General features: G+C 41.7%; 19 protein-coding genes and 1 pseudogene. 13 read left to right on the top strand and 7 right to left on the bottom strand.

What is annotated here, in order from left to right:
* Positions 1–32: 32 nt before the first annotated feature.
* Positions 33–1,199 carry an aminotransferase class I/II-fold pyridoxal phosphate-dependent enzyme gene (locus AC0L3Y_RS07420; RefSeq protein ID WP_473470191.1) on the bottom strand — a complete coding sequence of 389 codons (1,167 nt, stop codon included), beginning with the start codon at positions 1,197–1,199 and terminating at the stop codon, positions 33–35.
* A 158-nt stretch (positions 1,200–1,357) separates the two neighbouring features.
* Here AC0L3Y_RS07420 and dksA point away from each other — a divergent pair, with 158 nt between their 5' ends.
* The 12 genes and pseudogenes from dksA to AC0L3Y_RS07360 all read left to right on the top strand — a co-directional run bounded on the left by dksA (position 1,358) and on the right by AC0L3Y_RS07360 (position 12,004).
* The gene (dksA, locus tag AC0L3Y_RS07415; RefSeq protein WP_473470601.1) at positions 1,358–1,792 is read left to right on the top strand and encodes an RNA polymerase-binding protein DksA; all 435 of its coding nucleotides are present in this window, start codon (positions 1,358–1,360) and stop codon (positions 1,790–1,792) included.
* A gap of 20 nt (positions 1,793–1,812) precedes the next feature.
* Positions 1,813–2,715 (top strand): tRNA glutamyl-Q(34) synthetase GluQRS, encoded by a 903-nt coding sequence (gene gluQRS / locus AC0L3Y_RS07410; RefSeq protein ID WP_473470189.1) that lies wholly within the window; start codon positions 1,813–1,815, stop codon positions 2,713–2,715.
* 95 nt (positions 2,716–2,810) lie between these two features.
* Positions 2,811–3,362 (top strand): DNA-binding transcriptional response regulator, encoded by a 552-nt coding sequence (locus AC0L3Y_RS07405; protein WP_473470187.1) that lies wholly within the window; start codon positions 2,811–2,813, stop codon positions 3,360–3,362.
* An 11-nt stretch (positions 3,363–3,373) separates the two neighbouring features.
* Positions 3,374–3,706: pseudogene (locus AC0L3Y_RS07400) on the top strand (sigma-54 factor interaction domain-containing protein); the annotation flags it as partial.
* 84 nt (positions 3,707–3,790) lie between these two features.
* The gene (locus tag AC0L3Y_RS07395; RefSeq protein WP_473470185.1) at positions 3,791–4,198 is read left to right on the top strand and encodes an AAA-type ATPase lid domain-containing protein; all 408 of its coding nucleotides are present in this window, start codon (positions 3,791–3,793) and stop codon (positions 4,196–4,198) included.
* A 560-nt stretch (positions 4,199–4,758) separates the two neighbouring features.
* Positions 4,759–6,210: a polynucleotide adenylyltransferase PcnB gene (gene pcnB / locus AC0L3Y_RS07390; protein WP_473470183.1), complete on the top strand. Its 1,452-nt coding sequence runs from the start codon at positions 4,759–4,761 to the stop codon at positions 6,208–6,210.
* A 14-nt stretch (positions 6,211–6,224) separates the two neighbouring features.
* Entirely contained in the window at positions 6,225–6,707 is a 483-nt protein-coding gene (gene folK, locus AC0L3Y_RS07385) for a 2-amino-4-hydroxy-6-hydroxymethyldihydropteridine diphosphokinase (RefSeq protein WP_473470600.1), read from the top strand.
* Positions 6,708–6,711: 4 nt separating this feature from the next.
* Entirely contained in the window at positions 6,712–7,536 is an 825-nt protein-coding gene (panB, locus tag AC0L3Y_RS07380; protein WP_473470181.1) for a 3-methyl-2-oxobutanoate hydroxymethyltransferase, read from the top strand.
* Positions 7,536–8,387, top strand: coding sequence for a pantoate--beta-alanine ligase (panC, locus tag AC0L3Y_RS07375; RefSeq protein WP_473470179.1), 852 nt, complete (start codon positions 7,536–7,538; stop codon positions 8,385–8,387). Before panB ends, panC begins: the two co-directional genes overlap by 1 nt.
* Before the next feature lie 64 nt (positions 8,388–8,451).
* Entirely contained in the window at positions 8,452–10,098 is a 1,647-nt protein-coding gene (pgi, locus tag AC0L3Y_RS07370) for a glucose-6-phosphate isomerase (protein ID WP_473470177.1), read from the top strand.
* Between the two features lie 516 nt (positions 10,099–10,614).
* Positions 10,615–11,508: a LysR family transcriptional regulator gene (locus AC0L3Y_RS07365; RefSeq protein WP_473470175.1), complete on the top strand. Its 894-nt coding sequence runs from the start codon at positions 10,615–10,617 to the stop codon at positions 11,506–11,508.
* Positions 11,509–11,602: 94 nt separating this feature from the next.
* Positions 11,603–12,004 carry a RidA family protein gene (locus AC0L3Y_RS07360; protein WP_473470173.1) on the top strand — a complete coding sequence of 134 codons (402 nt, stop codon included), beginning with the start codon at positions 11,603–11,605 and terminating at the stop codon, positions 12,002–12,004.
* A 92-nt stretch (positions 12,005–12,096) separates the two neighbouring features.
* Here the strand turns inward: AC0L3Y_RS07360 and AC0L3Y_RS07355 are convergent, their stop codons facing one another.
* The 4 genes from AC0L3Y_RS07355 to AC0L3Y_RS07340 all read right to left on the bottom strand — a co-directional run bounded on the left by AC0L3Y_RS07355 (position 12,097) and on the right by AC0L3Y_RS07340 (position 17,378).
* Complete coding sequence (locus AC0L3Y_RS07355) at positions 12,097–14,073, bottom strand: TonB-dependent receptor domain-containing protein (RefSeq protein WP_473470171.1); 1,977 nt, start codon at positions 14,071–14,073, stop codon at positions 12,097–12,099.
* 108 nt (positions 14,074–14,181) lie between these two features.
* Positions 14,182–15,579: a histidine kinase sensor domain-containing protein gene (locus tag AC0L3Y_RS07350; protein WP_473470169.1), complete on the bottom strand. Its 1,398-nt coding sequence runs from the start codon at positions 15,577–15,579 to the stop codon at positions 14,182–14,184.
* Positions 15,576–16,262: a response regulator transcription factor gene (locus tag AC0L3Y_RS07345; RefSeq protein WP_473470167.1), complete on the bottom strand. Its 687-nt coding sequence runs from the start codon at positions 16,260–16,262 to the stop codon at positions 15,576–15,578. Before AC0L3Y_RS07345 ends, AC0L3Y_RS07350 begins: the two co-directional genes overlap by 4 nt.
* A gap of 102 nt (positions 16,263–16,364) precedes the next feature.
* Positions 16,365–17,378, bottom strand: a complete 1,014-nt coding sequence (locus AC0L3Y_RS07340) for a lipoate--protein ligase (RefSeq protein WP_473470166.1) — start codon at positions 17,376–17,378, stop codon at positions 16,365–16,367.
* Between the two features lie 168 nt (positions 17,379–17,546).
* On the opposite strand from AC0L3Y_RS07340, the gene dld reads away from it, so the two are divergent.
* Positions 17,547–19,289: a D-lactate dehydrogenase gene (gene dld, locus AC0L3Y_RS07335; RefSeq protein WP_473470165.1), complete on the top strand. Its 1,743-nt coding sequence runs from the start codon at positions 17,547–17,549 to the stop codon at positions 19,287–19,289.
* A 147-nt stretch (positions 19,290–19,436) separates the two neighbouring features.
* Here the strand turns inward: dld and greA are convergent, their stop codons facing one another.
* A complete protein-coding gene (greA, locus tag AC0L3Y_RS07330; RefSeq protein ID WP_473470164.1) occupies positions 19,437–19,913 on the bottom strand; it encodes a transcription elongation factor GreA in 477 nt (158 codons plus the stop codon).
* Positions 19,913–23,128, bottom strand: coding sequence for a carbamoyl-phosphate synthase large subunit (carB, locus tag AC0L3Y_RS07325; RefSeq protein WP_473470163.1), 3,216 nt, complete (start codon positions 23,126–23,128; stop codon positions 19,913–19,915). The genes greA and carB overlap by 1 nt, the downstream gene beginning before the upstream one ends.
* Positions 23,129–23,136 lie beyond the last annotated feature (8 nt).

The raw sequence follows: 23,136 nt of genomic DNA, 5'->3' as shown, positions 1-23,136 counted from the left end.
GCTAACTTCTGCATTAGGCTTCGAAGTATTCCTTAAGTAGCTATATATCGGGCAATTCTCGATAAAGCATCTTGCAATCTCGATCCATCACAGGTGTAAGCAAAACGAACGTATTTATGTGCATCCTTGATGCCAAAGTCCGCACCAGGGGTTAACGCTACTTTTTCTTTTTCCAACAATGCCAAACACCAAGCCATAGCGTCATTAGTAACACTCGATACATCCACATAGACATAAAATGCACCATGCGCTGGTGCAACGACAGGCAAACCAATCTTTTCTAACCCTTCAAGCAAGACTAAACGTCGAGTATTCATGGTTTGACGTCGCTCTTCACATTCAGCCAACACCTCCGGCGTGAAAGCACTGAGTGCCGCATACTGAGAAACACTTGGCGCGGAAATGAATAAATTTTGAGCCAATTTCGTCGCCCCCTCTATTGCCCACTCAGGCACAACTAACCACCCTAGTCGCCACCCTGTCATGGCAAAGTATTTAGAGAAACTATTAACAACAAAAATATTCTCATCTATTGATAGCGCCGAAAAATCTTCACCCTCATATACGAGGCCTTGATAGATTTCATCAACCAATAAATGACCACCCAGCTCTTGTACTTTTTGCCAAGCTTGCGATATATACTCTTTATTCAATACAGCACCTGTTGGATTCGACGGAGACGCTAACCAAAGACCGGCAGTTTTTTCATCCCAGTTTGTCGACAAAGCATCCAAATCCATTTCAAACCCATCACTAGCTTCAGTTTCAACCAATTTAGCGTTCGCTCCAACTTGTACTAAAAAATGGCGATTACAAGGATAGCAAGGGTCTGGCATAAGAACATTTTCGCCAATATCAACCATTAAGGAAGCCATTAATAAAAGCGCCCCAGAGGCACCAGGTGTGACAATAATTCGCTCTGGAGATACGGCAACTTGATAACGAGAAGAATAGTAATCACTGATAGCAGACTTTAACTCTGGCAAACCGGTAGCTGAGGTATAGCCTGTATCTCCCTCTTTAATCGCCTGTATTCCTGCTTTAGCAACCGACTCAATCGCTACGAAGTCTGGCTCGCCAACTTCAAGATGAATCACATCTTCACCTTGAAGCGCCAATGCTTTGGCACGCGCCAAAATAGCCATCACTTGAAAAGGAGCAATTTGCTCAACTCTTGCCGCCAATTTATGCTTTTTCATTCAGTATTCTCAGTCTTATTCAAAAAAATCGTAACATTTTGCGCAAAAAATGTGGTTAACCGTCAAATTATCTGGTAAGTTTCCGGCCGAAAATAAACCACCTAATTTTATCGTTTACAGGTTACCACAACGGATACCTGCGAAGTGAGGCAATGCGTATGCCAAAAATGAACCCTGATTCATTAATGAAAGACTTCACTCCTTATGTTGCTAAGGACGGCGAAGAATACATGAACGAGAAGCAGTTGGCGCACTTTAAAAGCATCCTGCTCAACTGGAAACAAAACCTAATGGAAGAGGTTGATCGTACAGTAAACCACCTAAAAGAAGAGGCGGTAAACTATGCAGATCCAAATGATCGTGCCAGCCAAGAAGAAGAGTTTAGCTTGGAGCTTCGTGCTCGAGATCGTGAGCGCAAGCTAGTTAAGAAAATCTCTCAGACGGTTGAACTAATCGATTCTGATGATTACGGCTATTGTGAAGAGTGTGGCATTGAAATCGGCATCCGCCGTCTAGAAGCTCGCCCAACAGCAACCATGTGTATTGATTGCAAAACACTAGCTGAAATCAAAGAGAGACAAATCGGCGGTTAACTTATAGCGCTTAATTATAAGTGCTTAGTTACGCTGATTCTTTGCCTGTTATGTATCGTGGCCGTTTTGCACCTTCGCCAACCGGCCCACTCCATTTCGGCTCGCTAGTTAGTGCATTAGCGAGCTATTTGGATGCAAAAAAACACCAAGGAAAATGGCTTATCCGCATTGAAGATGTGGATGGCACTCGTTGCAAAAAGAGCTTTTCAGAAAAAATACTCAATACTCTTAGTAGCTACCACCTCTTTTCGGACGAAACAGTCAGAACACAAAGTAATCACACTGAAATATACGAACAACAACTTTCCTACCTGAAAAATCAACAACTCGTTTTTCCATGCAACTGCACACGTCAGTTCCTGACCCAAAACAACGGTAATCATCCTGCTATGTGCAAAAGCACAATCAGCCGCCCTCATTCATGGAGGTTAAAGACAAGCGATTTACTATATCAATATGAAGACCCAATTCAGGGAAGCTTAAATTTTGCTGACGACTTGAGCAATAATTGCCCCGTATTAAAAAGAAAAGACGGTTACTTTTCTTACCAACTTGCAGTTGTTGTGGATGATCATCTACAAAACATAACCCATCTTGTAAGAGGGGCTGATTTAATCGAAACAACAGCGCAACAATTATACTTGTACGATCTATTTAAATGGACACCACCAAACATTTCCCACATCCCGCTCATCACCAACACATCAGGTGAGAAAATCAGCAAGCAAAATCATGCTAAGCCAATAAAAGATGGTCATTTGCCTACACTTCTACGAGCGCTACATTATCTAAGCATCAATTTAAATTCGCCATCTTCTATATCAGAAGCCCTGTCTTTGGCGATAGAGGCTTGGGAACCTAGCAAGCTTAATGGACTTAAACACCTCCCTCTAAAGCAGCAAGATCAACACTTCATATCTTAACCCTCCCATCCCCCTTAAATAGACATTTCACATCTCGACCATTTTGCAGACTAATGTGTATAATCGTTACACTAGTAACGATAGGTGACAGTTTTATGCATAGCATCATGATTATCTGCCCAGACAATTCTTTACTCAAAGAGTCTGAAAAATGGCTATCTCGGTATGGTTTTCAAGTAAATATAGGGAACTCATTAGAACAAGTGGAGAGATACTACGAACTGAGTGAATTTGACCTATTACTAATTGACCAAGAAATCATTAACACCTTAGGTGACAGCGCAACAGAGCTGATAAATACACCTCGCCGCATTATATTGGATGCTAAGCCAAGTTTAAGCACAGGAACTCACAGCATGTCCCTTGGCGCCGCCTATTACCTTCCACTCCCCACCGATCCGGAAACTTTATTAAAACACGTTGTAAACACCCTAGAGAGCGAAGAAGCGACCGAACAAACCACAACACAAACCCAAACGCTTTTTTCAAACACGGAAACAGAAGAAACCTTACCACTAGGAACCCCTGGCAGCGGAATTATCGGACAATGTCCTCCTATGCTTGAACTGTTCACAGATATTAAAAAAATTGCAGCAACAGATGCGACAACGTTAATTAGGGGGAGTCTGGAACAGGTAAAGAATTAGTCGCTAAAGCCATCCATAACGCCAGCCTGAGAAAACACAATCAAATTGTTAGTATTAACTGTGCCGCCATTCCAGAAAACCTGATCGAATCCGAGTTATTTGGCCATGAAAAAGGCGCCTTTACTGGTGCAACAGCGGCCCATGACGGTTTAATTAAAACAGCTGACAAAGGCACCTTATTTCTCGATGAAATAGGCGAACTACCTCTCGAAGCCCAAGCCAGACTACTAAGAGTCTTACAAGAAGGCGAAGTTCGTCGAGTTGGTGCCACCGAATACAAAAAAGTGAGCATCCGCCTTATCGCAGCAACCCATAGAGATCTATTTGATATGGTCAGAAAGGGACTATTTCGAGAAGATTTATACTACCGCCTGTATGTTATGGAACTCCTCCTACCACCTTTAAGAGAGCGAGGAGATGACATATCCATGATTGCCAAAGTACTACTTGAAAAGGCTTGCCAAAAACACAAAAAACCAGCCTACCACTACAGCCGTGCATTTGATAAAGCCATTCGGTCACACCATTGGCCAGGTAATGTTCGAGAACTTGAAAACGCAATAGAAAGAGCGGTTATCTTAAGCCCTTTAGAGAAAATCGAAGCGGCTAATTTAAAACTCGCAGACCAGCAAAGCCAAAACACCTTAAAAGCCGGCACCTTTGAGCCCCTCTTGCAACCTAAAGGCACAACCCTAGACGACTATTTAAAACATTTCGTGCTTACGCACCAGGATAAGATGACAGAGACCCAACTTGCACATTCTTTGGGCATATCAAGAAAAAGCCTATGGGAAAGAAGACAAAAACTACAAATACCCAAAAAAGTAACACCATGAAGGTAACACTTGATACCAAAATACCCAAAACAAACCCTGAATATTGTAAAAAAAGTGAACAGTATTTTCTTAAAACTTAATAAAATCAGCACCTTATTATTTTTGGCACAACAAATGCCTTATACATGGCACAACGATAAGAAGATTGGCTAAGAATAAAAATAAGTTAATCGTCGGATGTAGGTTCTTAAAAATAAAAATAAAAAATAAGAACACCATGACCTCTTCAAATAAAAATAAAATTTGAGGTCGTGGATGGAAAATCGCTTTGGATAATTGATCTTTTTAGATATAAAAGCCTTCGGGCAATGAAAACAATGCAATAATAAAAATAAGACTTGAGTAGAACTGCAGAAGCAGCACTGACTTTGTTTTCGGAACTAGTATCTTCATGTATCCAAAGCGATTATTTTATTTTCTAGTCAGAAAATAACATGTCGCTCTAAACTATCTCTTCTTTCAACACACCAAATTCGTTCAAACAAAACCAATATCCGTGTAACTTTGCTCTATCACGTGTAGAATATCCTTTTCGTTAACTTATAAAAATTTGTTGTCCAATGCTCACAGGATTTAAATCTCTGGTACGTAAAGCTACCTCACTGTTTGCCTCACCACAGGCACAGACTTACCCTATCATTATCCCTCGCAGCCATCACAGCTTATCTCGACAAGACTTAAGCCCAAATGCCGTAAAAGTACTGTATCGCCTAAATAAAGCTGGCTACGACGCTTACCTTGTCGGTGGTTGTATTCGAGACCATATCATTGGTGCGAAAACAAAAGATTTTGATGTGGTTACTAACGCCACGCCTGAAGAAGTTCATGCGACTTTTTCAAACTCTAGGCTCATTGGTAGACGCTTCAAACTCGTTCACGTTACATTTGGTCGTGAAATCATTGAAGTCTCTACTTTTAGAGCGGGTTCAACACAAGAGGATAACGAAAGCACTCCTCAAACATCATTAAAAGGTAAAGACTCTGCTCGCTCAACACACGGCATTGTTTTACGTGATAATGTCTACGGCAGTATCGAAGAAGATGCTGAACGTCGTGATTTCACCTTCAACGCACTTTATTACAATGTTAAAGACTTCAGCATTCACGATTTTTGCGGTGGATTAAAAGACATTGAAGACAAGGTTATTCGCATCATTGGCGACCCTCGCCAACGATACCAAGAAGATCCAGTACGCATGTTACGTGCGATTCGCTTTGCTGGTAAATTAGGGTTCGAAATAGAAGCCTCTACCGCAGCGCCTATCAAAGAAATGGCGCATTTATTGGACCACATTCCGCCAGCTCGCCTGTTTGAAGAAGTATTAAAACTACTTGGTAGCGGTAATGGCATAGAAACCTTTGCTCTATTACGTAAATACGGCTTGTTCCGCTATTTATTCCCAGATACAGATGCATTATTACAAAGTGGTTGGAAACGAGGCGACATTGATCCTGAAGCATTTATTCTGCAAGGCTTAAAAAATACAGACAATCGCATTCAAAACGACAAAACCACAGCACCCTATTTTCTATATGCCATCCTACTTTGGCCAAGTGTTGTATTACGTCACGAAGAATTCGAAGCGCAAGGCATGCCAACAACACCCGCCTTGCATCAAGCAGCGAATATGGTGCTCGACAACCAAGTAGCGTCAACCGCAATTCCTCGTCGCTTCTCTACGCCAATGCGTGAAATTTGGGATATGCAGTTCCGACTACCAAAGCGTTACGGAAAACGCGCATTTATATTACTTGATCACCCTCGCTTCCGCGCTGGATTTGATTTCTTACTTATCCGAGAACTTAGTGGTACACAATTAGATGGTCTAGGAGATTGGTGGGAAGCATTCCAACATGCTACGGAAAGTAAGCAGCGAGAGTTGATTAAAAACATTGACGCTCGCACCAGCGACAAAGAGGGCCCGAAAAAACGCCGCCCGCGCCGCCGAAGAAAAAGTAATGGACCCGCAACAACAGAGACAAACTCGCCAAGCGAAGCCGCTAGCGAATAAGAGGATACGCTGTGATACAAGCTTATATTGGCCTCGGCAGCAATCTTGAAAATCCAATCGCACAACTTGATCGCGCGATTGAGACCCTGAAAAAACACGATCGCTTACAGGCTTTTCGTGTTTCTTCAATTTATGGCAGCAAACCTGTTGGCCCTCAAGATCAGCCTGACTATATTAATGCTGTTGCATCTTTTGAAACTGAACTATCTCCTATTGAACTCCTAGATTTATTACAAAGCATCGAACAAAAACAACGTCGAATAAGAGAACGTCATTGGGGGCCGCGCACCCTTGATTTAGATCTGCTATTGTATGGCTCCGAGGAAATACAACACCCTCGATTAACGGTGCCTCACCCTTATATGTTAGAACGAGGGTTTGTTATGTGCCCACTTAATGACCTTGCTCCAGATAGGCTCTTAGCAAATGGCAAAACAGTTGCTGAGCAGTTACACCAACTTGATACCAACGATTTGGTTTTTATCAAAGAAGTATAAAAATATGTATTCAGATAACTCACAAAAAAAGCTTATGAAACCTATCACTCTATCCACGCTTAAGAAAATGAAAGCTGATAAAGAGAAAATCACCTGCCTCACATCCTATGATGCATCATTCACTCATGTCATGAATGTTGCGGGGGTTGAAACAATTTTAGTCGGCGACTCCTTAGGTATGGTTGTTCAAGGCCAAGACAGCACCCTTCCAGTGACGATTGAAGACATGTGTTATCACACAGCAGCAGTGAAACGTGGTAACAGCAACGCTTTCATTCTTTCTGACATGTCATTCATGAGTTACAGCAAACCAGAACAAGCTCTCGATAACGCAGCGAAATTGATGCAAGCTGGTGCGAGTATGGTGAAATTAGAAGGTGGCAGCTGGTTAGCAGACACAATCAAACTATTGAGCCAACGCGGCATTCCTGTTTGTGCCCATTTGGGATTAACACCTCAATCTGTTCATAAATTAGGTGGTTATAAGGTCCAAGGCAAAAGCCAAGATGCAGCCGACTTATTGTTGCAAGAGTCCCTTGATTTGGTTGCTGCTGGAGCCGATATTTTACTGTACGAATGCATTCCGACCGAATTAGGCAAGCTACTTACCGAAGCAGTTCCTGTTCCAACGATCGGCATTGGCGCGGGGCCTCACACAGACGGCCAAGTCTTAGTATTGCATGACATGCTTGGTATTAATTTGGGGCACACTCCAAAGTTCGTTAAAAACTTTTTGACCGATGGTCGAAACGTGACAGAAGCCTTTGAAGCCTATGTTAAAGAAGTAAAAGACTGTACATTCCCAGGCTCAGAGCACGGATTTAAATAATGAAAACTTTCCACACAGTTGCCGAGCTTCGTGCGGCTTTAAAAGTAGAACGACTACAAGATAAAAGCATCGTTTTTGTTCCAACCATGGGTAATCTTCATGACGGACACATGTCACTGATTCGCAAAGCAAAGGAAGAAGGTGAAGTCATTGTTTCTTCTATCTTCGTCAACCCAATGCAGTTTTCGGATCAAAGCGATTTAGAACGTTACCCAAAAACTTTAGAAGAAGACAAACGTGTTCTTGAAGCCAACGGTTGCAATTACCTGTTTGCACCAGATGCACTAGAAATGTACCCAGACGGCAAACGCAGTCAAACACAAATCGAAGTGGTCGGCATTTCTGACATCCTTTGTGGCGCTTCTCGTCCAGGGCATTTTGTTGGCGTTTCTACCGTTGTGACAAAATTATTTAATATTGTTCAACCAGACTGTGCCATATTTGGCAACAAAGACTTTCAACAACTTAAAGTTATTGAAGACATGGTCCGCGACCTGAGCTCTAACGTACGTATTATCGGTGTCGACACCGCACGTAACGATGACGGTCTCGCCATGAGCTCTCGTAATGGTTATTTAACCGAAGAAGAAAGACGCATTGCACCAGCGATGTACCAAACTTTGTTATGGGCAAAAGAAGCGCTCATAACAAACAGTGCGAGTCACGAGGACATTCGCGAACAAGCTCAACAGAAGCTTGAAGCGGCTGGTTTCCGTCGTGATTATTTTGAAATCCGCGCACAAGATAATTTACAAACACCGTCAGAGGAAGAGAAACGCCTAGTCATTTTGGCTGCGGCATACCTAGGCAACGCACGTTTAATTGATAACCTGCGACTTGAACTAGAATAATTCACTTTCAGTGAGAGCGTTGCACGCACATGCTGCACGGTCTCAACAAACTAGGGAGATTGTAATGGGCTCACCCACAAAACTGACTGCTTGGAAAAAACTGGCAGACCATCAACAAGAGATAAACTCTGTTGATATGAAATCCTTGTTTGAAACGGATTCAAAACGCGCGGAGAAATACACCACTCACGCCGCAGGATGGACTTTAGATTACGCAAAAAACCGTGCTAATGAAAAAACCTTCTCTCTGCTTACTGATCTAGCAAAAGAAGCAGGGTTAGAAACAGCCATCAAAGGCATGTTCACTGGCGCACACATAAACAACACAGAAGACCGTTCTGTATTGCACATCGCTCTACGCGCCAGCCAAGCACAAGATTCATTGATGGTTGACGGAGTTAACGTACTAGAAGAAGTTCGCTCGACTCTAAAACAAATGGAAGCCTTTGTTGCCCAGCTTCACAGTGGCGAATGGAAAGGCTACACAGGCAAAAACATCACAGACGTGGTTTCCATCGGCATCGGCGGCTCTTACCTTGGCCCTAAAGTGGTTGCAGAAGCATTAACACCTTACACTCAAGAACAAGTGAAAGTGCATTTTGTGGCCAATATTGATGGTTCTGACATCACTGGCAAGCTAAAGCAAATGAACCCAGAAACCACACTTTTTGTTGTGGCATCAAAAACCTTTGGCACACTAGAAACACTTTCTAATGCCAACGCAGCGCGTGACTGGTTTCTAGCAAATGGCGGCTCTCAAGAGTCAGTAAGTAAACACTTCGCCGCCGTTAGCTCCAACGTGAAGAAAGCCGTCGATTTCGGCATGGCGGAAAAAAACATCTTTCCAATGTGGGATTGGGTGGGCGGTCGTTATTCGCTTTGGTCTGCCATTGGCTTACCGATTGCGATTGCCGTTGGCATGGACAACTTCTACGCATTGCTAGATGGTGCTCATCAAATGGATGAGCATTTCCGCACAGCACCATTTGAAGAAAACCTACCCGTTATCATGGGCACATTGGGTGTGTGGTACATCAACTTCCACAACGCACAAACTCACGCCTTGATTCCTTATGATCATTACCTACGCGCTATGCCTGCTCACATTCAGCAGCTCGACATGGAAAGTAATGGTAAAGCGAATCTACTAAACGGAGACGGCGTAGAAACAGACACAGGCCCAATCATCTGGGGTGGCGCTGGCACAAACGGCCAACACGCCTACCACCAGCTTTTGCATCAAGGCACACGCCTTGTGCCTGTGGATTTCATTGCACCTTTGGCAAGCCATAATCCAATTGGCGATCATCACGCGCAATTGTTTGCAAACTGCCTAAGCCAATCACAAGCGCTTATGGTAGGTAAAACACTTGAGCAAGCAAAACAAGAACTACGTGATGCTGGCGCATCGGATGAACAAATAGAAGCCGTTGCGCCTCACAAAGTCATCAAAGGCAACCGCCCAAGTAACACCCTACTGACAGACAAAATGACACCAGAAACCGTTGGTGCCTTGATCGCCCTTTATGAGCACCGTACGTTTGTACAAGGCACAATTTGGGGAATCAACTCATTTGACCAATGGGGCGTAGAGCTTGGCAAAGTCTTGGGAACAGACATCTTCAACCGCCTTGTTAGCGACAGCGACAACAGCGCACTGGATGCTTCAACCCAAGCACTGATCCAAGCCTTTAAGAAAGCTCAGGCTTAAGCACTCCGCTTTCTAGCATTGAACTCAAAACACCAGCCTCGGCTGGTGTTTTTGTTTGTCTCTGTTCCCTCCCCTTTTCTTCAAGGGGAGGGTTAGGGAGGGGTTCCTGAAAGCGAAGCTTTCTGTAGGTCGCGGCTTTAGCCCGACAGCTTCATCACAGTATTTATAAAGGTCTTGGATTGAGGTTTATTGCTGAACTAGAGTCGTCAATAGAGCGAATTAAATTACACCCAACGGCATGGCAAAAAACTAGCGCAGTCACGCATAAATGCCTACTCAACCGATTCCCATATTCAATTATTTATCAAATTAGAGCCGATTAATCAATCTATTCGGCTCACAATATCACAACTTTATGAGCCGAATAAGGCATTTATTTGGCTCAGCTGCTTATTAATAATCTAGAGAAAATAAATAACCTTATCTTTTGACCTCACTTAGCCACTCGGCAATTCGTAGGACATCATGAGTGCAGCGTAATATACTGTTGAAAACTTAGCTTTCAATGAGACTCCCATGATAGAAAAGCTTGAAATCAGTCACCTCAGAACATTAGATGCGTTATTTCAGTTCGGTAATATTTCTGCTGCTGCGGAATATTTAGCGGTTTCTCAACAAGCGACTAGCCTTCAGCTCAAAAAGATAAGAGAGATTCTAGGCGATCAACTTTTTGCCCGAACGGGTCATGGTATGACACCCACTCCTTACGCCAAGCAAATTGAGCCACATATTCAAGACATATTGATTCGTATTAATAAAATTCCGCAACTTAATACAATTGAATCAGACGAAATAGAAAGAACCATTTCAATAAGTGCAACGGACTATACTCAACAAATAATCATTGCAGATTTAATTAAAAAACTCAGGCAATATGCACCAAAGATTAAGGTGATCGTAACCAATATAGAGAGTGTCAACCTCACCAAAAGAATGCTTCAAGGCTCAATAGATATTGCCTTTACAACCAGCGCTTATGTCCCTGAAGGATTAGTTTCAACGCCTTTATTTTTAGAAAAATATCTATGCGTATCTGCAAATAAAGACATAACGGTTGATCGACCTTTGTCATTAAAAGATCTCGTTAAACACGACTTTATTATTGTATCTCCTGGTGTTGGCAGTTTTACAGGATCTGCCGATAGCTGGCTTGAACAACAAGGAGTGCAACGCAATACTGTCCTATCTGCACCTTCGTTCTTCATGGCGAAAGAGTTTTTAAAACAATCAGAGATGGTAGGATTTATTCCTTCTAGACTCATGCCATGCGAAGGACTCATTGAGATTCCATTGGAAAAATACCCTCCTGGATATCAAGTTGTTGCGGCTTATCATTCAAGCGCAAAACATGATCCTTTAATTCGCTGGATTCTCGATATTATCCATGAACGCTTTTCCAATAAATCATAAAACACCTTGTATCAGTAACAAGGCTAGCTTGCTCGTCTAGAAAAACACTTACCACTACTCTAGCGCCACTTTAAAACACTAGATAGAGGTACACATGACCATTAAACGCATTAACCCAACATCTTTATACGATGGAAAAGAAATAGGCATGTCACAGGCGACAATCGATACAAACACCGGCTTAATCTTTATATCAGGGCAAGTAGATTGGAATACTGATTCCCAAGCCAATCACAATGACATTGAGACGCAAACAATAAGAGCAACAGAAAATGTCATGACTGTTTTGGCGGCGGCCAACTCATCGGTTGAAAACATTTTACAATTACGTGTTTATGTTCGTGGCGAAGCTGCAGATTATATGGAAATTATCGTACCGATTATTGCAAATACATTAGGCACATCACGTCCTGCCCTTACTGGAATTGGTGTTACATCTTTAGCCTCACCAGACACTCTAATTGAAATAGAAGCAACAGCGAAAGTTGCTAAATGATTTTTAATTAATCGAGCCTTAAACAATAAAAAACGCCAACTCTTATGAGATAAGAGCTGGCGTAAAAGGGAATTATTATTGTTCGATTGTGATTAGAATTTATAAGCAGCACTTAGGCGGATGTCACGGCCAGCGGCATTTTGACCTGAGATATTCGACCAAGTGTCTGTCCAATTATCAATGGCTGCATGACTTAGGTACTCTTTATCAAAGAGGTTATTGATTACTAATGAAACCGTTAGTTGGTCATCACCTAGTGGTAGCCATTTTGCATAGATATTATGTACAGCGTAACCAGGTTTGTCATACTCAATATTTTGACTGTATAGGTCAACATAGGATTCTAAATCATACATGCCTTTTACGAATTCTGCAGACCAACCAGCTTGGAAAGTTTTACTTGCCTCATAATCTAAGCTAAGTACTAGAGTATCGCCTATATTGGCTGCTGTTGAACCGTATTCATAACGGGATACGAAATCATCTCCAGCCAAGCTTTCAGCGGTGTGGAAATGTAAACCTGCAATTAATTTTTCGAATTGGTAAGTAACGTCTAAATAGAAGCCTGTTGTTTCAATAGAGTCGTCTAAATTGTCGTATGTACGTGTTGCAACTAAGCCAATAGGATCATCGATGATTGATTGGTAAACACCAAAGCCTACTTCTAACTGCTTCTTACGGTAAGTTGCACCTAATTCAATGTTGTGGGATGTTTCAACATCTAAAGTGGATAGGTTCGTATAATTCCATATTGCATATACATCTTTTATTTCTGGGCCGCGTAACGCTTGTGCATAGTTGGCGTGAACATCAAGAGTATCATTTACATGATAAATAGCACCTAAGTTTGGTGATAAACCACCAGAAGAAAACTCTGTGTCATTTACATCAGTTAAACTGTAATAGTCATAGCGAGCACCGGTAGAGATAGTCATATTACTAAGTTCAATAGTATCTTGAATATATAACCCAGTAACAGAGCCAGATTCTTCATAATAAGCATGAGCGCTACTTTCATATGTGTGCATATAACTTTCATCATCACGATAGTTTATGCCATAAGTCACTTCATGATTATCTATAAGGCTTGTATTTTCTACGTTGAAACCAAATGTTGAGGTATACGCTTCAGTGTAGTCGCCAGAGCTTTCTGTTAGTTGGTTTTGATCTCTTTGAGTTTGGTAAACAGTTACTTTAGTATCTATTAAGTCATTATCCTGGTCTGTAAATCGATAATTCAATGTTGTAGTTTCACGAAGTAACTCTGTGTCACGAAGGTAGTTGCCACCTGACGGAATCCATTCTGGTCTATAAAGAATATCACCGGTTTCTTCCATGTTCTCATAGCTAAGAGTCAAGCTTTGTTCATCAGTTAACTGTGTTTTGATTTTTGCAAAACCTAATTGTTCATCTTGTTCAGAGCCAACTATTTCATTTCCAGCGCCATCTTCATAGTTATCATGACTCCCACTGGTGATATGAAGCATACCATCTACTTTTCCTGACTCTGTACGACCATAAACAGTAGCGCTATTTTTTAAACCATCGCCATTACTACTGTAAGTAGATTTGAGTAGAGCGCCGATATTTTGATCGTCACTTAATAAGTCGCTCGCATCTTTGGTTACGAAGCGAACTGAACCGCCTAGTGCTCCTGGGCCAGAAGTTGCATTGGCGGCACCCGCCTCTACTTCAACACTCTTCAAAAGTTCTGGTTCAATAGAAATTCGTCCAGAGTGATGAAATACCGCAATAGGTTGTTCAGCACCATCGATGGTGATATTTAGAGCATCTTCACCTATATTTCGCACATATATTTTCTGACCAGAGCTAATACCACCGCCAGCAGTCACTTCACTTTTGTTACGGAATAAGTCTTCTAGGCTACTAGCTTGGTTCTTTTCAATGTCTTGTGCTGTAATTTCTTGGTCTAGCTCTGTAATAGCACGACCCTCAATTTTCAATTCATCAAGTACAGTACTTTCTTCGGCGATAACGATGCCTGACAAAGCGGCTTGAGAAATGGCAATGGCCAAGATAGTCTTTGAAAATAAATGACGGGAAAGCATAAATACCTCTATAAATGAGAATTGTTTACATTTGATATTGGGTATTATCTTCATTATGTAAAGAAAGTGAATGTCTTTTACATCTGTTACATTTACCAATAGAAAGGACTATTCATTTCTTCTTTGAGTTAATGATGCACAGTAGGGTAATTGGATACAAACCATCAAACCTGCACCTTGTTCGTTGGAGAGGTTTTCTGCGTATATTGAGCCACCAAGAGCAATAATTTGACGCTTTGCCAAAGCTAGCCCTAAACCATAACCACTTTTTTTAGAACTGACACTACGCTCATTATCATGGCTATCTTGCTTTATTCGAAAAAAAGGTTTGAAGATTTTTTCTAAATATTTCTCAGGTACACCGTAACCTTGATCTCTTACTTCAATGGTAAGGTTGTCAATTTCCTGCTTAAGCTCCACCGTGACAGTTTTTCCTATTGGAGTATGAAAAAGTGCATTTCTTATGATATTTTCCAAAGCAGCAGTCAATGCCTGTTGAGCACTTTTTATAAAGAATTCATGGTCTGATTGAATTAACTTAATTTTATGCTGAGAAAATTCATATTGAGCATCGTCAACAATCACTTGCAAAAGCGAAGTAATTTCTAAGTCTTCCAGAGCAAGTTTGGGCGACTCAGTATTAAACCAAACAAGGGTCAAAGCATCGTCGATTAAGTCCTGCATATTGGAAGATTCATAACGAAGCCTTTCCAAGGCCTTCTCCGAGTCTAAGTTTTGCTCAACACAATCTACAGCAATATTTAATCGCGTTAATGGCGTTCTCAGTTCATGTGATAAATCTGCCAATAATTGGCGCTGATCTGTGATTAATGTGCTGATTCGATCCGCCATATGATCAAAAGTAGAAGCCAGTTTAGTCAGTTCATCATGACGTGGAGAAAGCCCATCACTTGCACGTACATCCAATTGTCCTTCACTGAATTGACGAGTCGCTTTTTCCAATTTTTTTAATGGTTTCATCATGTGCTTGTATAATACAAAAGTGATTAAACAAAGCAGTAAAAATGGAATGGCTATCTGTAAAATCAGATCAACAATTAATAAATTATTACCGGGACGCATTCTCTGTGGTAGTTGGATCAAGAAATGGTTAATACCATCTTCAAAAAAAATATCCATGGTTGGATTACCAGAAAAATACAAATGAATTTTCCAATCTAGGCTACGACCTAACCTAAAATCATCTATATAGCGCTGCGAGAGGCTTGTGTTTGATAATGTTGTAATCGAAGATTGTGCAATGGCAATCCACGTATCTTCTTTCTCTTCAATCTCTTTTACCCAAACGGCTAAAGCGTCTTCACCTTTTTCATAAAGAATCCTTTCAGCTTCTCTAGCGTATTCTCTAAGCTCTTCTCGATAAGAGACATCAATATAGCTCATACTTTCTTCGGTATGATGTGAAATAAGATCAATTAGCCAGAAAAATACAACGGTGCCAACGGCGATAACAAAAAGTAATTTCCACAACAGTCGATTTTTCATCGGTAGCAATACCCTTTCCCATGAACCGTTGTTAAATAATCACTTGGCATACCAGTCGCTACCAGTTTTTTGCGAATACGGCTGACATGCATATCCAGACTTCGATCATATTGGTTATAAGCTTTATTTAACGCTATTTGAGATAAGAAGGCCTTAGTAAGGATATCGCCTTTATTTTCGACTAAAAGCCACAAGAGTCGAAATTGAATAGGAGACAGTTCTATAGATTGCTGATTGTAGGCAACACTTTGTTCAAGACGAGACAGAAGTAAGTAATCATCCTTTAAATCTAATGTATTTGCAGGTTTTTTATTCTGTAAGGAGCGACGCAGCAGAGCATCAACACGCAACACCATTTCTGTGAAGTTAAAGGGTTTAGGAAGGTAGTCATCTGCCCCAATACTTAACCCTTTAATGCGATCTTCTTCTGCACCAAGAGCTGTGATCATCATCACCGGCGTTTGACGCTCTTTGCGCAGTAAATTTAATACATTTAGACCATTCATATTGGGCAACATGATATCTAACAATATCAAATCAAAAGACGATTTAAGAGCAGACAGCAAACCTTGCTCTCCATCATGACAAACCTCAGTGTTGAACCCTTTAGACTCTAATAGTTGAGACATTTTTTGACCCAAGAAGACATCATCTTCAATGATTAAAATCTTAGAACTCAACATATTAAAACGCCTACATATAAATGAAAACAGTTCTCATTCTATGTTCTTCCATAGGCAAATACAACTCACCTAGAGAAGCAAGATCCCTTTGCTTATACCCCATTAAGCAATAGAGGTTACTAACCACTCCTTCATCTCTTCTAAATTGGCTTTATGATCTGGATAGCTTTCTATCAATTCATCCACGCATTTAGCAACAGCTTCGGGAAGGTAAGTAACACCAACTAAGCGCTCACTGAGTTCTTCAATCGGGTCTGGGTATAAGCTGTCGGTAAATGCCTGCGCCGCACAAATTTTGGCTTTTTGAAGGTTTAGATAAACCTCTACTCCGCCCCATTGGAAACGCTCATTTAAGCTGTGAGTAAACTCTGGTGATTTCCCAAAGTTCCAATCCCAGCTCTGCTGTTGAGCAAACTTTTCAACAAAACCGGGAAGATCTGGTAAAATTTTTGGCGAGATATATTCGATCTCTGGCGTTTCATTAAAATACTCACAGAAGGCTTCAATAATCGCCTCGCAAACAATGATGTGATCAATATCTGGTCGTAGACTATCCAAGTTCGTCACACGAGAACGTACGGATGTAATTCCTTTTGATTGCAGTTTTTTAGGATCAGGATTCAAGTAATTAGCAAGACGGCTCAAGTCTGCGTGCAGCAACAAAGTACCATGATGAAACCCTCGGTCTTTGGTTTCTTTATATGCAGAACCTGAGAACTTACGCATATTCTCACCTTCGCCAATAACTAAGTCATTACGCCCATTGGCATAGCCTTCAATATCCAGTTTTTTCAAACCTTGCAAAACAATACTCGTGGATACATCCTTGTTGTACTCAGGCTTTCCAGCCATAAAGGTAAAATTAGTGTTACCTAAATCATGAAATACAGCACCACCGCCACTTTGACGGCGAGCAAGAGTGACCTTATCCTGATTCATTTTATTAATATTGCATTCTTTCCATGGGTTTTGCGCACGACCAATCACGACAGTGTCAGCATTTCGCCATAAAAACAATACACGTTGATCGGCTGGCATAGAGCGAAAAATACAATCCTCCACTGCTAAATTAAAATGCGGATCATTAGATTCAGACAATAAGATACGACTTGCCATTAGGTATCCTTACAATTAATGAAAAAAACCAAATATACCATAATTATAATCAATAGATTTCTAACTCAACGTCTCTCACCTAGATCCACATCACGCCTTACCAATCCCCCCTCGATTAAGTTAAGATCAGAACTCAACATTTACTTCAGACACTAGACAGGAATCTTCATGGCTGACGCGATACAACATCTTATAAAAAATCTAAAAACAACCATTGGCCAAAATCACACTTTAACAGACCCAGATAAGATGCAACCTTACTGTAAAGGTTTTCGTTTTGGTTCTGGTGAAGCAATAGCGGTTGTTCGTCCAGCCAGCTTGTTAGAGATCTGGAAAGCACTGGAAGCCTGCAATAGAGCTGATGTCATTGTCATTATGCAAGCAGCAAACACAGGTTTAACAGGTGGTTCTACTCCTGATGGAAAAGACTATGACCGCCCGATTGTTATTATCAACACCATGCGTATCGACCAGATTCAATTAATAGATGAAGGTAAACAAATTGTTGCCTTAGCTGGCAGCACGCTATTCGGTTTGGAAGAAATTCTGGCGCCTTATGGACGAGAGCCTCACTCTGTTATCGGCTCTTCTTGTATCGGCGCCTCCATTGTTGGTGGTATTTGTAATAACTCAGGCGGCGCACTTGTACAACGTGGACCAGCGTATACCGAACTGTCGTTATTCGCTCAAGTAGAAGCTGATGGCAGCTTAACCCTAGTCAACAACTTAGGAATTCAACTCGGCGACACACCCGAAGAAATCCTGACCAATTTAGACAAGAAAAAATACCGAGTTTCTGACATTGAATTTCCCAAAAAACGCGCCTCTGACAATGAATATCACGAGCGTATACGTGATGTAGAGGCCGACACACCATCACGCTTCAATAACGATGGACGACGTTTACACGAGTCTGCAGGCTGCGCTGGTAAATTAGCTGTATTCGCTGTGCGTTTAGACACTTTTGAAATCCCGAAAAAACAGCAAGTTTTCTATGTTGGTACCAATGACACTGAAGATTTCTATCACATTCGCCGCCACATGCTGGCAAACTTTAAGAACCTACCTGTCTCAGGTGAATATATTCATCGCCAATGTTATGACGATTCGAAAAAATATGGGAAAGACACCTTTGTTGTCATCGATAAGCTTGGTTCAAAATACATTCCAAAGTTATTCGGTTTAAAGCGTACAGTTGATCGCATCGCTGGAAAATTTTCCTTTTTACCAAGTAAATTGTCGGATCGTATTATGCAGGGCCTAAGTTATTTATGGCCAAATCATCTACCTAAACGTATGGAAGAATATCGTGATCAATATGAACATCATTGGATTATCGAAACCTGTAATGATGGTGTAGACGAAGCACGACAATATCTAACTGAGTTCTTTAAAGAGAAAGACGGTAATTTCTTTGAATGTACACCTGAAGAAGGTGAAAAAGCCATATTACATCGCTTTGTTGCTGCTGGTGCCATTGGCCGTTTTCACGGGCTCAATAGTTCAAAACTAGGTAGCATGATGACCATAGATGTTGCTTTTCCGCGTAATGAAAAAGACTGGTTTGAAACACTAGCACCTGAAATTGAAGAGCAAATTGCTTACAAATACTATTATGGTCATTTGTTTTGCCATGTGATGCACCAAAATTACATTGTAAAAAAAGGCGTCGATAGTAAAGCACTTAAAAACAAAATCCTGGCGACTTTTGATCAAAGGGGAGCAGAATATCCCGCAGAACATAATGTCGGCCATGAGTATGCAGCGAAAGATACATTGAAAAGCTTCTATCAAAAAATCGATCCAACAAATAGCTTCAACCCTGGTATTGGTAAAACATCAAAACTGAAACATTGGGCAGAAGTAACTAATGAAGAATCATGTGGGTGCTGTGATGATAAGCAAAAATAGATATTTCCAGTAACACATCGAATTCTGGATTGTAAAAAGAGCGCAGATGTAGCATCTCTTTTTTAAATTACATTCCCTTTCAACAAAACAGGTATAAAAAAACCACGATGCTTTCACATCGTGGTTTTTAAAAGAAAACTAAATACATTAAATGTATTCGACTTTCTCGATCTCATACGTTGCTTCGCCACTTGGAATCTTGACGACAACCTCGTCACCTTCTTCTTTCCCAATGATAGCTTTAGCAATCGGTGAAGCGTAAGAAATTTTCTTAACCTTCACATCCGCTTCATCATCACCAACAATCTTATAAGTGACTGTATCTTCAGTATCCACATTAAAAAGCGTTACTGTTGTGCCGAAAATAACTTTAGATGAAGCTGGCAATGATTTCACATCAATTACTTGTGAATCAGACAGCTTACCTTCGATCTCTTTAATACGGCCTTCAGCAAACCCCTGCTCTTCACGAGCAGCATGGTATTCTGCATTTTCTTTTAAGTCGCCGTGCTCACGCGCAGTTGCGATATCCGCAATCACGCGAGGACGAACGACAGTTTTAAGGTGATTTAACTCTTCTCTTAGACGAGCTTCACCTTCTACTGTCATTGGTACTTTTTTCATTATTTCCCCAAGTGCAAATCTTGCAGTCTTCTAACTTTCGTTTCACCTGTTAGGCCTATCGCCATACTTGTGGCTTCAGCACCAGCCAATGTCGTAGTGTAACAAACCTTGCGCTGCAATGCTGTACGACGAATGACAGAAGAATCTGTAATGGCTTGCGTGCCAGATGTAGTATTGATGATGTAATCAATCTCACCGTTTTTCATCATATCAACAATATGAGGACGACCTTCGTTCACCTTATTGACCTTACTAACCGCAACGCCATTATCTGTCAGGTATTTCGCTGTACCTTCTGTACCGACCAGATCAAAGCCTAAATCAGCCAAACGACGAGCAACAGCTACCGCGCCTTCTTTGTCCATGTCACGGACACTGATGAAAGCACGACCGGATGTTGGTAATTCAGTACCACCACCAAGAACTGCTTTACCAAAGGCTTCAGCAAATGTATCGCCAACTCCCATGACTTCGCCCGTAGACTTCATCTCAGGTCCAAGAATCGGATCGACACCTTGGAACTTATTGAATGGGAAAACCGCTTCTTTCACACTGTAGTAAGAAGGGATGATTTCTTTTGTGAAACCAAGCTCATCCAATGTTTTACCTGCCATCACCAAGGCCGCAACTTGCGCCAAAGAACGTCCGATACATTTAGAAACAAAAGGGACAGTTCGTGATGCGCGAGGATTCACCTCGATAACGTAGATTTCACCATCTTGCACCGCAAGCTGAGTATTCATCAAACCGATCACACCAAGCTCAAGCGCCATGTTCTTAATCATGTCACGAATGTCGTTTTGCACATCTTCGGACAATGAGTAAGGAGGCAAAGAACACGCAGAGTCACCGGAGTGAACGCCCGCTTGTTCGATATGTTGCATGATGCCGCCGATAACCACTTGATGACCATCAGAGATACAGTCGATATCAATCTCGATTGCTGCATTCAAGAAGTGATCAAGCAATACTGGACTGTCGTTAGACACTTTCACAGCGGTTGTCATATAACGGTTTAGATCTTTTTCGTTATAAACGATTTCCATCGCGCGGCCACCCAATACATAAGATGGGCGAACAACCAATGGATAACCGATTTCAGCGGCTTTAACAGCGGCTTGCTCAACGCTTCGAACAGTCGCATTATGTGGCTGTTTATAACCTAAACGCTGAATCATACTTTGGAAACGTTCGCGGTCTTCTGCACGGTCAATCGACTCAGGAGTTGTACCTATGATTGGTACACCTTCGTTTTGCAAAGCACGAGCGATTTTCAGTGGTGTTTGACCACCAAACTGTACGATAACGCCTTTTGGTTTTTCTTTTCGTACGATTTCTAATACGTCTTCTAACGTAACTGGCTCAAAATACAAACGATCCGATGTATCGTAATCAGTAGAAACTGTTTCTGGGTTACAGTTCACCATAATGGTTTCATAACCGTCTTCACGCAAACCTAATGCGGCGTGAACACAACAGTAATCAAACTCGATACCTTGGCCGATACGGTTTGGACCACCACCAAGAATAATGATTTTGTCTTTATCCGTTGGCGCCGCTTCACACTCATCTTCGTACGTGGAATACATGTACGCTGTATTTGTCGCAAATTCAGCCGAACAAGTATCAACACGCTTGTAGACTGGGTGCACGTTCATCAAGTAACGGCGTTCACGCAAAGATTTTTCAGTCACACTTAACAATGTTGCAAGACGAGAGTCAGAGAAACCTTTACGTTTCAAGCGACGAATCACATCATAACTCAAGTCAACCAAACCTTTATCAGCAAGTGCTGTTTCCTCTTTGATCAAATCCTCAATTTGCACCAAGAACCAATGATCAACACCCGTTGCTGCATAGATTTCATCCACTGACATGCCAGAACGGAAAGCATCACCAATGTACCAAATACGATCGGCACCTGGAGACTGAAGCTCGTAAGCCAATTTTTCTTTGCTGTTTTCTTCCGAAAAATCCAACTGAGGATTAAAGCCATCTGCACCGACTTCCAAACCACGTAATGCTTTTTGCAAAGACTCTTGGAAAGTACGACCAATCGCCATCACTTCACCCACAGACTTCATTTGAGTCGTTAGACGATCATTCGCTGTTGGGAATTTCTCAAAAGTGAAACGAGGAATCTTAGTCACAACATAGTCAATTGCTGGCTCGAAACTCGCTGGCGTTTGACCACCAGTAATGTCGTTTTGCAATTCATCTAATGTGTAGCCAATCGCCAATTTCGCAGCAATTTTTGCAATAGGGAAACCAGTCGCTTTCGATGCCAAAGCAGAAGAACGAGACACACGAGGATTCATCTCGATAACCACAAGACGACCTGTTTTTGGGTCCATACCGAACTGTACGTTTGAACCACCTGTCTCAACACCAATCTCACGCAATACAGCTAAAGAAGCGTTACGCATGATTTGATATTCTTTGTCTGTCAGAGTCTGTGCTGGTGCTACTGTGATGGAGTCACCTGTGTGAACGCCCATGGCATCGAAGTTCTCAATCGCACAAACAATGATGCAGTTGTCTTTTTTGTCACGGACAACTTCCATCTCGTACTCTTTCCAACCGATCAAAGACTCATCGATTAACAATTCATTGGTTGGTGATAAATCCAAACCACGAGTACAGATCTCTTCAAACTCTTCCATGTTGTATGCGATACCGCCACCGGTGCCACCCATGGTGAAAGAGGGACGAATAATACAAGGAAAACCTAAGTTCGCCTGTACATTCAAAGCTTCTTCCATACTATGTGCAATGCCAGCACGCGGGCATTCAAGACCTATCGCTTTCATTGCTTGGTCAAAACGATTACGGTCTTCTGCTTTATCTATCGCATCAGCAGTCGCACCAATCATTTCAACACCGAATTCAGCCAATACACCATGCTTCTCAAGATCAAGCGCACAATTCAATGCCGTTTGGCCACCCATTGTTGGTAGAACTGCATCAGGACGTTCTTTCTCAATAATTTTAGCAACTGTCTTCCATTCAACAGGCTCGATGTAAGTCGAATCGGCCATAGCTGGATCAGTCATAATGGTCGCTGGGTTAGAGTTAACAAGAATGACACGAAGGCCTTCTTCTCGTAACGCTTTACACGCTTGCGCACCAGAGTAATCGAATTCACAGGCCTGGCCGATGATGATCGGGCCAGCACCTAAAATTAAAACGCTTTTTATGTCAGTACGTTTTGGCATAGTCTTCT

This window comes from Marinomonas sp. GJ51-14 (assembly GCF_055808695.1).
The sequence above is the reverse complement of the archived record's forward strand: the minus strand, read 5'-3'. Positions and strand labels throughout refer to the sequence as shown.